14 protein-coding genes are annotated in these 11,322 nt (G+C 72.8%); 2 read left to right on the plus strand and 12 right to left on the minus strand.

Annotation, left to right across the window (positions count from 1 at the left end; all coding sequences use genetic code 11):
• Positions 1 to 13: 13 nt before the first annotated feature.
• Both ACQEVB_RS05035 and ACQEVB_RS05040 read right to left on the minus strand, forming a co-directional pair.
• The gene (locus tag ACQEVB_RS05035; RefSeq protein WP_432965682.1) at positions 14 to 655 is read right to left on the minus strand and encodes a DUF7103 family protein; all 642 of its coding nucleotides are present in this window, start codon (positions 653 to 655) and stop codon (positions 14 to 16) included.
• Complete coding sequence (locus ACQEVB_RS05040) at positions 652 to 1,611, minus strand: helix-turn-helix transcriptional regulator (RefSeq protein WP_432965685.1); 960 nt, start codon at positions 1,609 to 1,611, stop codon at positions 652 to 654. Before ACQEVB_RS05040 ends, ACQEVB_RS05035 begins: the two co-directional genes overlap by 4 nt.
• Positions 1,612 to 1,672: 61 nt before the next feature.
• Between ACQEVB_RS05040 and ACQEVB_RS05045 the strand changes: the two genes are divergently transcribed.
• Positions 1,673 to 2,257, plus strand: coding sequence for a TIGR03086 family metal-binding protein (locus ACQEVB_RS05045; protein WP_432965687.1), 585 nt, complete (start codon positions 1,673 to 1,675; stop codon positions 2,255 to 2,257).
• A gap of 91 nt (positions 2,258 to 2,348) precedes the next feature.
• On the opposite strand, the gene ACQEVB_RS05050 is transcribed toward ACQEVB_RS05045, so the two are convergent.
• From ACQEVB_RS05050 to ACQEVB_RS05075, 6 genes are all read right to left on the minus strand, one after another.
• Entirely contained in the window at positions 2,349 to 2,597 is a 249-nt protein-coding gene (locus ACQEVB_RS05050; protein ID WP_432965690.1) for a PspC domain-containing protein, read from the minus strand.
• A 79-nt stretch (positions 2,598 to 2,676) separates the two neighbouring features.
• Positions 2,677 to 3,942 (minus strand): ABC transporter substrate-binding protein, encoded by a 1,266-nt coding sequence (locus tag ACQEVB_RS05055; protein WP_432965693.1) that lies wholly within the window; start codon positions 3,940 to 3,942, stop codon positions 2,677 to 2,679.
• Complete coding sequence (locus ACQEVB_RS05060; RefSeq protein WP_432965696.1) at positions 3,926 to 5,134, minus strand: branched-chain amino acid ABC transporter permease; 1,209 nt, start codon at positions 5,132 to 5,134, stop codon at positions 3,926 to 3,928. Before ACQEVB_RS05060 ends, ACQEVB_RS05055 begins: the two co-directional genes overlap by 17 nt.
• The gene (locus ACQEVB_RS05065) at positions 5,127 to 6,002 is read right to left on the minus strand and encodes a branched-chain amino acid ABC transporter permease (protein WP_432965699.1); all 876 of its coding nucleotides are present in this window, start codon (positions 6,000 to 6,002) and stop codon (positions 5,127 to 5,129) included. The genes ACQEVB_RS05060 and ACQEVB_RS05065 overlap by 8 nt, the downstream gene beginning before the upstream one ends.
• Entirely contained in the window at positions 6,002 to 6,814 is an 813-nt protein-coding gene (locus ACQEVB_RS05070; protein WP_432965702.1) for an ABC transporter ATP-binding protein, read from the minus strand. Before ACQEVB_RS05070 ends, ACQEVB_RS05065 begins: the two co-directional genes overlap by 1 nt.
• Positions 6,811 to 7,623, minus strand: coding sequence for an ABC transporter ATP-binding protein (locus tag ACQEVB_RS05075; RefSeq protein WP_432965705.1), 813 nt, complete (start codon positions 7,621 to 7,623; stop codon positions 6,811 to 6,813). Before ACQEVB_RS05075 ends, ACQEVB_RS05070 begins: the two co-directional genes overlap by 4 nt.
• Before the next feature lie 202 nt (positions 7,624 to 7,825).
• Here ACQEVB_RS05075 and ACQEVB_RS05080 point away from each other — a divergent pair, with 202 nt between their 5' ends.
• Entirely contained in the window at positions 7,826 to 8,287 is a 462-nt protein-coding gene (locus tag ACQEVB_RS05080; protein ID WP_432965708.1) for a VOC family protein, read from the plus strand.
• A gap of 223 nt (positions 8,288 to 8,510) precedes the next feature.
• On the opposite strand, the gene ACQEVB_RS05085 is transcribed toward ACQEVB_RS05080, so the two are convergent.
• The 4 genes from ACQEVB_RS05085 to ACQEVB_RS05100 form a co-directional block, all read right to left on the minus strand.
• Positions 8,511 to 8,810 (minus strand): hypothetical protein, encoded by a 300-nt coding sequence (locus ACQEVB_RS05085; protein WP_432965711.1) that lies wholly within the window; start codon positions 8,808 to 8,810, stop codon positions 8,511 to 8,513.
• 398 nt (positions 8,811 to 9,208) lie between these two features.
• Positions 9,209 to 9,832, minus strand: a complete 624-nt coding sequence (locus tag ACQEVB_RS05090) for a response regulator (protein WP_432965714.1) — start codon at positions 9,830 to 9,832, stop codon at positions 9,209 to 9,211.
• Positions 9,829 to 11,007: a GAF domain-containing sensor histidine kinase gene (locus tag ACQEVB_RS05095; RefSeq protein ID WP_432965717.1), complete on the minus strand. Its 1,179-nt coding sequence runs from the start codon at positions 11,005 to 11,007 to the stop codon at positions 9,829 to 9,831. The genes ACQEVB_RS05090 and ACQEVB_RS05095 overlap by 4 nt, the downstream gene beginning before the upstream one ends.
• A 51-nt stretch (positions 11,008 to 11,058) precedes the next feature.
• The gene (locus tag ACQEVB_RS05100; RefSeq protein WP_432965720.1) at positions 11,059 to 11,244 is read right to left on the minus strand and encodes a hypothetical protein; all 186 of its coding nucleotides are present in this window, start codon (positions 11,242 to 11,244) and stop codon (positions 11,059 to 11,061) included.
• Positions 11,245 to 11,322: the final 78 nt, after the last annotated feature.

Below are 11,322 nucleotides of genomic sequence, written 5' to 3' on the forward strand. Positions count from 1 at the left end.
TGGACCGTCCGCGTCAGACCGCGTCGTCGCGCAGCACCGTCTCGCCCTTCACCAGCCACGAGACGCCGAACGCGATGATCGCGAGGCTCTCCAGCCAGAACACCGGGTGGACGGCGTCGACGACGGCGCGCGGCAGCAGGTTGTCGGTGACCACCTGCAGCACCAGGCACACCAGGATCACGACGCCGGCCACCCGGTAGACGACGTTGCGCTGCAGCTTGCGCCGGGTGGGGTGGCCATCGGAGAGCGTGAAGAGGAAGAGCGAGAAGTACGCCGTGGTCAGGAAGAACGTGCCGGCGCAGATGAGGTGGATCACGCCGATCGCCACGTCGGTGGGGGTGGGGTTCGCGGGTTGGGTCGGGAACAGCGCCACCCCGATGACGGCGACGCCTGCGATGACCGCGGCGATGGTGTCGCGGCGGTCGTAGCGGTAGGACAGGAGGAACGTGCCCTGCATGAACAGCAGCCCGACCAACACGTTCCGCATGCTCGTGTAGTAGAACGCGCTGACCGACCCGGGCACGCCGGGCCCGTCGATCAGGAGCTTCCCGCCGAGCAGCAGGAACGGCAGCAGCACGGCGACCACGCCGACGGCGCGCCGGAGCCCGAGGTAGCTCATGACGAGGCCCGCCGTGGGGTCCTGCTGCTGGGTCATCCGGCACCTCCGGCGAGATCGTGGCACCGGTGTGCGCCCGCCGCAGCCGCGGCGCGCCGCCCGAGGCTCGCCCGCAGCTCGCCCGGAGCCACCACCTCGACGTCGGGCAGCAGCGACCAGAGGATCGCCTCGGCGTGGGCGGTGTCGACGAAGTCCACCTCCACCAGGTCGCCCAGCACGCGCGCGGAGCCGGCAGCAGCGAGGAACTCCGCCCGCCGGTGCGCGCGCACCCGCACCTGCACGGCCAGCCCCGGCCCGATGCTGAACCGCTCCTTGCGGGCCTCCCACAGCTCGGCGAGGTCGACCTCGGCCGGCCGGTCGGCGGGCTCGTCGAGCACCTCGGCGGCGTCGACGCGGGAGAGCCGGTAGGTGCGCTCGGCGCCGTCGCGCGTGGCGAGCAGGTACCAGGTCCAGCGGGCCCTGACCAGGCCGATCGGGTCGACGGTGCGCCAGCTCACGGCCCCGCCACGGGGCGTGTAGCTGATCCGCAGCCGGCGGCCGGCGAACACCGCCCTGCGGACGGTGGCGAGCACGTCCTCGTCGACGGCGTCCTCGGCGGAGGGTCGCCGGAAACCCTCGCCGCGCACGAGCACGCGCCCGGCGTCACGGGTCGCGCTGTCGCGGTGGAGGGCGGGCAGCGCGGCGACGACCTTGCGCATCGCGGACGCCAGCTCCGCGCACATGCCGAGGCTCGCGGACCCGGAGCCGGCGACCAGCAGCGCGCGGGCCTCCTCGTGGGTCAGCCCGGTGAGGTCGGTGGTGTAGCCGGGCAGCAGGGCGAAGCCGCCGTACCGGCCGCGTTCCGCGTAGACCGGCACACCGGCCGCCGAGAGCGCCTCGATGTCGCGGTGCACGGTGCGCAGCGACACCTCGAGCTCGTCGGCCAGCGCGGCCGCGGACATCCGGCCGCGGTGCTGCAGGAGCATCATGATCGCGAGGAGCCGGTCGGCGCGCACCCGTCGATCCTGGCACGGATACATGCCAGTAGACGGCATGTATCAACGCGAGGGTGGGTCCATGACCGAGCAGATCCCCGATCCCCGTCCGCTCTACGCCGGCGCGCTCACCTGGGTGCGCGGCCTCCTCGACGCCGTCCGGCCCGATCAGCTGGACGGGCCCACCCCGTGCCCCGAGTTCGACGTGCGCACCCTCGCCGGCCACCTGGTCGGCACGGTCGGCCGGGCCCGCGTGATCGGCGAGGGCGGTGACCCGCGCGAAGCGCCGTTCGTGGTCGACGGCATCGCCGACGACGGCTTCGCCGCCGCGTACGGCGAGGAGATCGACAAGGTGTTGGCCGTGTGGCGCGACGATGCGATCCTCGATCGCATGGCGACGGTGCCGTGGGGCACGTTGCCCGGGCGCGCGGCGCTCGCCGGCTACGTCAACGAGACCCTCGTGCACGGCTGGGACCTGGCCGTCTCCACCGGCCAGCCGGCCGAGGCCCCGCGCGAGATCGCGGAGGCCGCACTGGCGGCGGCGCCGCGGGTGCTCCCCGCGGAGCCGCGGGGCGGGCACGTCCCGTTCGCGGCAGTGGTGGAACCCGCCCCGGACGCCGGCCCGACGGAGCGGCTGGCGAACTGGTGCGGCCGCCCGCGCCGCTGAGGTTCCCCCGCCCGGCTCGTCGAGAACGACGTTGTGGTGATCAACAGGGCGATTCGATCACCGTAACTTCGTTCTCGACGCACACCCGGGGTCACACCGTGGGGGTGTCGACCGGCACCTCGGCCGCGGGCGTGGCCGGGGCGGGGTCGACCGGGGCCAGCGCCCAGATCGCGACGTAGATGACGGCCGCGGCGCCTGCGCCGAGGACGGTGAGGGCGACGAAGGCCAGACGCAGCAGCGTCGCGTCGACCTCGAGGGACTCGGCGAGGCCGCCGCACACACCGCCCAGCATCTTGTCGGTGCTGCTGCGGTGGAGCCGGAACGAGTTGAGGTTCTGCATACCTCGATGGTGTCCGCCGGACGGGGCTGCGGCATCGGGGGCGATCCCTGGTCGCACCCCGATGCCACCCCGAGAGCCGCTACTTCTGGTACGGCGCCTTGTAGGCCTTCGCCTCCGGGGAGGTGAACAGCGGCGCGACCTCGGTGATCCCGCCCTCGGCGGCCGGGTCGACCTTGCCGATGTAGACGCCGCGGGTGGGGGGCGAGCCGGGCGAGCTGTAGTCGAGCTCGGCGACCAGGTCGTCGGTCTTCACCGACTTCAGCTGGGTCAGTGCCGTCTGGACGCCGGCGCGGCTCAGGTCCTTGTTCTGGCAGGCCTGCTTGAGCACGGCCTCCCACACCTTGCCCTCCACGAACCCGACCGGCACGCCGCCGTTGAGCGGGCCGTTGGGGTAGGCCTTCTTGTACTCGGCCGCGACCTGCTGCGCCTTCGGCGTCTTCGACGAGAACGGCGCGCTGGACGCCGAGACGAACAGGTTGCCCAACGCGTCCTTCGCCGGGCTCTGCAGCAGCGCCGGGTCGAACGTCGGGTTGTTGCCCAGCACCGGCACGTTCAGGGCGAGCGCCTTGTTCGCGGCCATCACCGACGCGGTCTGGCCAGGGGTCGTCGTCAGCACGATGGCCTTGACGCCGGCGCCCTTCATCCCCGTGACGATGTTGGTGAGGTCGTTGTCCGTCGAGGTGATCTTGGCTTCGTTGATCTTCAGGCCGTGCGCGGCCGCGTACGCCTTCGAGCCCTTCAGCCCGTTGCCGCCGTACTCCCCGTCGATGTAGATGTGGCCGATCTGGTCGCCGTCCTTGATCAGGCCCTGCTGCTGGAAGTAGGCCAGCCCGTTGACGATCTCCAGGTCGTACGTGGTGCCGATCATCATGATGTTCGGGTTGTTGAGGATCTCGCTCGACCACGACGCCGGCGCCGCGGTGAGGTTGTCGCTCTGCAGGTTCTGCTTGAGCGCCGCGAGCACCGGCGAGCCCAGCAGCTGCACCATCCCGAGCACCTTCGGTTCCAGCTGCGGGTAGAGCGTCTTCGCGGTGTCGGCCTTGTAGCCGTGGTCCACGATCTCGATCTTGATCTGCCGGTTGCAGATGCCGCCCGCCGCGTTGACCTCGTTGGCCCACAGCTGGTTGCCGGCGTTGATCGCACCGCCGAGGTTCTTGAACACGCCGCTGGTGTCGCCCATGATCCCGAGCGTGATCGTCGTGTCGGTCACGCCCTTGTCGGTCTTGATGCCGCCGGCACCGGTCGCGCCGGCCCCGGTGTCCGCGGTGCTGCCGCAGGCCGCGAGCACCAGTCCGGCCGTGAGCGCACCGGCAAGCGCGCCCGCCCGTCTACGCCTCAGGATCATCGTCGTTCCTTCCGGGGGTGGGGGATGGTGCAGGAGTCCGGGTGAACCGGGCGGTGAGCCGGCGGCCGATCGCCGCCGCTCCGCCCGGCTCGAAGAGCACGACGAGCACCACCGCGGCCCCGTAGATCAAGGTGGAGACCACGACGGCGGAGAACCCGCCGAACTCCGCGTCGGCGAACCAGCCGAACTGGTTCGCACCGAGCAGGAAGAGCTGCTGGAGCCCGAACACGACGGCCGCCCCCACGACCGCCCCGGGCACGGAACCGAGCCCGCCGATGATCACGATCGCCAGGAAGGCGATCGAGACCGTGAGCGAGTAGTTGCCGGTGAACTCGTTCTCGTCCGGTTTCACCAGGTCGAGCCACAGCGCGAGCATCACGCCCGCGAGCCCGGCGTAGGCCGAGGACACGACGAACGCGCCGGCCTTGATCCGCCGCACGTCGACGCCCATCGCGGTCGCCGCGGCCTCGTTGTCGCGGACGGCCCGCCAGGCCCGGCCGATCCGGCTGCGCGTGGCCCCCCTCGCCAGCAGGTACGCGATCAGCGCCAGGACCAGGAACAGGTACCAGAGCCGCTGCTGCTGCTGGATCGCGACGCCGGCGATCGTCGGCGCCGGCGTCGTGTTGGCGAACCGGAAGCCGAACAGCTCGAAGACCGGCGCCGAGCGGCCGGACGACGTGCCGCCTGTGAACAGCTCGAGCGACTGCCCGAGCCACAGCCCCAGGAACACCAACGACAGCGACGCGACGCCCAGGTAGATGCCCCGCAACCGGCCGGACACCGGGGCGAAGGCGAACCCGACCAGCCCGCACAGGGCGACCGCGCCGATCATCGCCACGACCGGTGGCAGGCCGAGCGCGACCAGGTCGGTGGACTCGTCGGGATCGCCGGCCAGCACCGCGTAGGTCACCGCGCCGACGAGCACGAAGAACGGGTGCGCCAGGGAGAGCTGACCGGCCTGCCCCACCAGCAGGGTGAGCCCGATGCCGCCGACCGCGCCGATCAGCACGTACTGCGCCACCTTGAGGTAGCCGACGCCCGAGTTGCCGGTGATGATCGGCAGCGCGAAGAGCAGCAGCAGGAACAGCGCCGTCGCGACCGGTTTGACCCAGCCCCGCCGCGCCGGCGCAGCGAAGGCAGGTGGTGGCTGCGCCGGTGGCGCCTTCGGCTCGGTCACCGTCGTCTCAGACACGGGAGAGCTCCTTGGTGCCGAACAACCCGGATGGTCGCGCCACGAGCACGACGAGCATCACCAGGAAGACGGCGCTCTTGGAGAAGTCGAACGAGATGTACTGCGCGGAGAGGGCCTCGGTGAGCCCCACGATCACGCCGCCGACGATCGCCCCGCCGGTGGAGTCGAGGCCGCCGAGGATCGCCGCCGGGAACGCGATCAGCGCGATCGCGTGCGTGCCGCGGCCCAGTCCGGCACCGGAGAAGTCCTGCGTCGCCATGAACAGCACCGCCACACCGGCCAGCGCGCCGGCGATCAGCCACGCCGTCGCCGTCACGCGCGAGCTGCGGATGCCCATCAGCGCCGCCGCCTCACGGTTCTCGGCCTGCGCGCGCATCGCCACGCCCCAGCTGGTGAACCGGAACGCCAGCAGGAACGCGGTGATCAGGATCGCGCCCACGACCAGCGCGATCAGCTGCGTGCGGAACAGCGTGATGCCGGCCAGCTGCAGGGGCTGCGCGTCGTAGGGGTCGCCGATGAACGGGATCGCCACCCCGACCCGGCGGACGATCTCCTCGCTGACGACGACGTCGACGCCGATTGTGAGCAGCGCCAGGCTGTTGTGGTCGGCGGTGCGGGCCGCGCGCAGCAGGCGCTCGATGACCAGTGCCACGAGCCCGGCCGCGGCGATGCCGACGACGGCCGCGGCCGGCCAGCCGATCGAGTCCTTCAGCACGTAGACGCCGAAGCCGGCGACGAGGACCAGCGAACCGAGCGCGAAGTTCACCACCTCCGTCGCCTTGTAGACGATCACGAACCCGAGCGCCAGCAGCGCGTACACGGCGCCTTTGCCGAGCCCGTTCACGACCAGCTGCACGAAGGTGCCCATCAGCTGTCGTCCTCCGCCTCGTCGCTCTCGGATGTGCCCAGGTAGGCGCGGACCACGGCGGGGTCCTGCTGGACGTCGGCAGGCGCCCCGTCGGCGATGCACCGGCCGAAGTCGAGCACCGTGACCCGGTCCGCGATGCCCATGACCAGCCCCATGTCGTGCTCCACGAGCAGCACCGAGATGCCCAGCGCGTCACGCAGCTCGCGGATCGTGACCGCCATCTCCGCGGTCTCGGAGGCGTTCAGGCCGGCGGCGGGCTCGTCCAGCAGCAGCACCGTCGGCTCGCACGCCATGGCCCGGGCGATGTCGACTCGCTTGGCCACCCCGTACGGCAGCGCCGCGATCGGGCTGTACAGCCGGTCGGCCACGCCCAGGAACGCGCAGATCTCCTCGACGCGCGAGACGTGCCGGCGCTCGGTGCGGCGGGTGGCGGGCAGGCGCAGCCCGCCCGAGACGAACCCGCCCTTCGTCAGCGAGTGCCGGCCGAGCAGCACGTTGTCGAGGACCGTCGAGGTCGGGGACAGCACGATGTTCTGGAACGACCGGCCGATGCCGAGCCCGGCCAGCCGGTGCGGGCGCAGGTCGGTGAGCACCTGGTCGCCCAGCCGGACGCGGCCCTCCGTCGGCCGGTACAGCCCGCTGATCACGTTGAAGCAGCTCGACTTGCCGGCACCGTTCGGGCCGATCAGCGCGTGCACGGTGCCCGGCGCGACGGTGAACGACACGTCGTCGAGCGCCGTGATGCCGCCGAACCGCAGCGTCACGCCTTCGACGGCGAGCTCGCCGACGTCGTCCCTGATCGCGGTGGTCATCCCGACCACCTCGACAGCACCCGCGGCGCGTGCCGGCGGGCCGCCACCTGCTCGGCCTGCGCCTGCTCCTCGGACTCGGCGTGCCCGCCGAGGTAGAGCCGTGCCACGTCGTCGCTGGCGGCCAGCTCGGCCGCCGAGCCGGTCAGCGCGACCCTGCCGACCTCGAGCACCACCGCGCGGTCGGCCACCGACAGCGCCATCGTCGCGTTCTGCTCGACCAGCACCACCGAGGTGCCCTGCTCGTGGATCTCGCGGACGATCGCGGCGATCCGGCCCACCATCTTCGGGGCCAGCCCCAGCGACGGCTCGTCGAGCAGCAGCAGCTTCGGGTCCGACATGAGCGCTCGGCCGATCGCGAGCATCTGCTGCTCGCCGCCGGACAGCAGCCCGGCCCGCTGCCCCGACCGCTCGGCCAGCACCGGGAACAGCTCCGCGACCCGGGCGCGCGCCTTCGTGCGGGCTGCGGCGTCGCGGGCACCGAGACCGCCGGCCCGCAGGTTGTCCTCGACGGTCATGCGGGCGAACACCTGCCGGCCCTCCGGCACCGCGACCACGCCGCGGCGCACGATCACCGCCGGGTCGGCCCGGTCGATCCGCTCACCGTCGAAGGTGATCGTGCCGGCCGTGACGGCGCCGCCGTGCAGCTTGAGCGTGCCGGAGACGGCGCGCAGCAACGTGGACTTGCCCGCGCCGTTGCCGCCGAGCACGGCCAGCACCTCGTCCCCCGGGACGTCGACGTCGACGTCCTGGAGCGCGTGCACCGAGCGGCCGTAGCGCACGGACAGCCCGTCGACCCTCAACCCGCCCAAACCGGCTCCTTCGCCTCGCACGGACGCGGCACATGGTGGTCACCATCACATCCCCGACACACCCCCAATCGGAGAGGGGAAGGACGCAAACCGGTCACGGAACGGCCGCTGCGCGGGTCGTTCGTCGCGGCCCGCCGATAGTCCGACTACGGACGGTCAGAACTCGCGGGTAACTGTCGGTGCACTGGGCGAGGATCGGCCGATGAGTCGTCACATCCAGATCACCTTCGATGCGCACGACCCCCGGGCATTGTCGATCTTCTGGGGCGCGGTGCTCGGGTACGTCCACCCGGGCCCGCCCGGCGTCGAGCTGCCGGAGGGGGCCGACCCGCTGGAAGCGTGGGACGAGTTCCTCACCCGCATCGGCGTGCCCACCTCGCAGCACAACAGGCGCTCGGCGCTGGAGGACCCGGCCGGCCACGGCCCGCGGCTGTTCTTCCAGCAGGTGCCCGAGGGCAAGGTCGCGAAGAACCGCGTCCACCTCGACGTCCGCGCCGCCCCCGGCCTGACCGGCGAGGAACGGATGTCCGCGCTGGAGTCGGAGTGCGCGCGGCTCGTCGCGCTCGGCGCCACCCGGATCCGGCGCGAGGACCCCGCACCCCCGATGGCCTTCGGCCACATCATCATGGCCGACCCGGAGGGCAACGAGTTCTGCCTGGACTGACCGTGCGTCCCCCGCGGCCGTGGCAGGTGCGTGCTCGGCGGGCCGCGCGGTCGGCGGGCCGCGCGGTCGGCGCCACGGCACGGTCGGCACCACGGCACGGTCGGGCCCGAGAGCACGGCCGGGCCCGAGGCACGGTCCGCGGGAGGGCACGGTCCGCGGGAGGGCACGGTCCGCGCGACGGCACGGTCCGCGCGAGGGCATGGTGATCAAGGGCAAAATGTCGCTAGTTGATCTCCGCGAACGACCTTTTGCCCTTGATCACCACAACCCGCCGGCGGCCGCCCCGGTCCTCGGCCCCTGCGCGGACCACGGCAGGCTGCGGACACTGCAGCGCCGTCGGGATTCGCCGATCATGGGCAAACCGTCGCTTGTCGATCTCCGCGAGCAACGTTCTGCCCATGATCACCGCAACCACCGACGGGCCGCCCCAGCCAGCCGAACACCGCCGCGCTCCGGGCGCGGAGCGACGCTCGCGGCGGGGAGCCGTGCGGCCCGCTCCCGCCCAGCCGAGCTCGCCGATCAAGGGCAAAGTGTCACCTGTCGATCTCCGCGAACGACCTTTTGCCCTTGATCACCGCAACCCGCCGGCCGCCGCCCCCCAGCCCGCCGAACACCGCCGCGCTCGCGCAGGGGGTCTACAGCACAGACCCCCGCCCGGCCAGGCCTTGCCGATCATGGGCAAACCGTTGTTAGTTGATCACTGCGAGCCACGTTCTGCCCATGATCACCGCAACCCCGCAGCACGCTCCTGGCGCGGGGCGACCGCTCGCAGGGGAGCCGAGCGGCCCGCCCGGTCCGGCCGAACCTCGCCGATCAAGGGCAGAGCGTCGCCAGTTGATCTCTGCGAACGACCTTTTGCCCTTGATCACCGCAAACTGCGACCACCCGCCGCCCGACCGCCCGCGGCCGCCAGGGAGCGCGTCACAGCAGCCCCGCCTCCCCCGCCTTCCCGATGGCCTCCACCCGGTTGCGGGCGCCGAGCTTGTGCAGCGCCCCCTGCAGGTAGGTCTTCACCGTGTTGCGGGCCAGTCCGGTCGTCTCGGCGATCTCCGGGTTGGTGCGGCCCTGCGCGGCCAGGCGCAGCACCTCGTACTCGCGCCGGGTGAGGCCGCTGCGGGCCAGTGCGGCGGGGTCGGCGGCGGCGCGCGGCACGATCCGCGGGTCGGTGACCCGTTCGCCGCGCAGCACCTGCCGCAGCGCCGCGACGAGGTCGGTCGCGGCCGCGTCCTTCAGGAGCGCGCCGTGCGCGCCGGCGTCGAGGGCGGCGGCGACCCCGGCGTGGTCGCCGTGCGCGGTGAACACCACGACCTTCGCCGCGGGCACGGCGCCGCGCAGCGCGGTCACGACCTCGGGGGCGAGCATGTCGGGCAGCCGCAGGTCGAGCAGGACGAGGTCGGGGGCGAGCTCCGGAGCCCGCTCGATGGCGGCCCGCCCGCTCTCCGCCGACCCGACGACGACGAGCGCCGGCTCGGAGCGCAGCAGCAGCGCCACCCCGTCGCGGACGACCGGGTGGTCGTCGACCACCATCACCCGCGCCACCGTCATCGCGTCCTCCGCTGTCTCGTCGGCGTCGGCAGCACCATGCGCAGCGTCGAGCCGCCGTCCTCGTCGTGCACCAGGCTGACGCGCCCGCCGAGGCGCGCCGCCTTCTCCGCCAGCAGCCGCACCCCGAGCCCGCTGCCGGCCGGTTCCACCACGGGTTCGCGCACCAGCCCGTCGTCGGCGACGGCGACCCCGACGCCGTCGTCGTGCTCGCCGAGGCTCACCACGACGGTGCTGGCCTCGGCGTGCTTCTCCGCGTTGAGCAGGCCTTCGCGGACGGCCGCGATGAGCAGCGAGGTGCGCTCCTGGTCGAGCGGGGCGACGTCGCCGAGCTGGATGAACCGGCAGTTCACGCCGGTGCGGGCCTCGAAGCTGCGGCAGTGCTCGGCCAGCTCGATGGGCAGCGCCCGCTCCGGTGTGGCGTCCGACAGCGACAGCAGCGCCTCGCGCAGCGCCCGCGACGCCGCCGACACGTCCATCTCCAGGCGGCCCAGCCGGCTGGCCAGCAGCGGGTTGTCCGGCAGCGTGATGCGCAGGTCGCGCACCTGGGCGCCGATCGAGAACAGCATCGCGCCCACCGAGTCGTGCAGCGAGGTCTGCATGCGGGCGCGCTCCGCGGCCACCGCGGTGTCGCGGCTCGCGGCGGCCCGGTCGGCCAGCCGCAGCGCCTGCGCGGCGTCGCGGGCCACCGCCTGCATCGCCACCACCGCGTCGTCACCGAACCGGCCGGGCCCGCGCAGCGCCGCGTAGGCGACGGCGACGGTGCGGCCGGAGTCCAGCACCGGGACGGCGAGCATCGCGCCCATCGCCTCGCGCTGGACCTGGCCGTCGAACTGGTGGGTGATCGACGACGAGCTCACGTAGTCGTTGACCCGGACGGGCCCGCCACTGGCCAGCACCCGACCCCCGACGCCCTGCCCGCGCGGCACCACGAGGTCCTGCAGCGAGTTGGTGCGGTTGCCGGCCAGCCAGCGGATCACCGCCTGGTCGGTGCCCTCGACGTCGGCGACGAACCCGGCGTCGGCGCCCGCGGCGTCCCGGATCAGGTGCGCGGTGCCGCCGAGGGCCAGCACGCGGTCGAGCACGGCGAGCAGCCCGTCACGCTCCGCGAGAAGTGACGAGAGCAGCTGCTCCTGCTCGACGGCCCGCTCCCGCGCGGACCGTTCGCTCGACCCCATCCGCGGACGATCGCACACCACGCGTGGTGCGGAACACACCCGGATGCAGGGTCAGCGGCGGCGCAGCAGGCGTGACGCCAGCGACGGGAGCTCCCGGCGCTGCTGCGCCGGCACGTCGACCGTCCGCTGACCGGGCCGCTGCCGGTCGCGCTGGCGAACCATGCGCCCGAGCACCACGGCCACGACCACGGCGGCGAGGCACCACACCACGCCGCCCAGGACCAGCCACGCCGTCAACGAGATGGTTCCGCTCCTTCGCCCGAGCCTGCGGCAAGCATCCCGCACATCGAATCGGGGCGCAGCACCGACCACCCC

The sequence above is a fragment of the Pseudonocardia sp. CA-107938 genome (genome assembly GCF_050936315.1).
In the GTDB taxonomy this organism is placed as follows: Bacteria; Actinomycetota; Actinomycetes; order Mycobacteriales; family Pseudonocardiaceae; genus Pseudonocardia.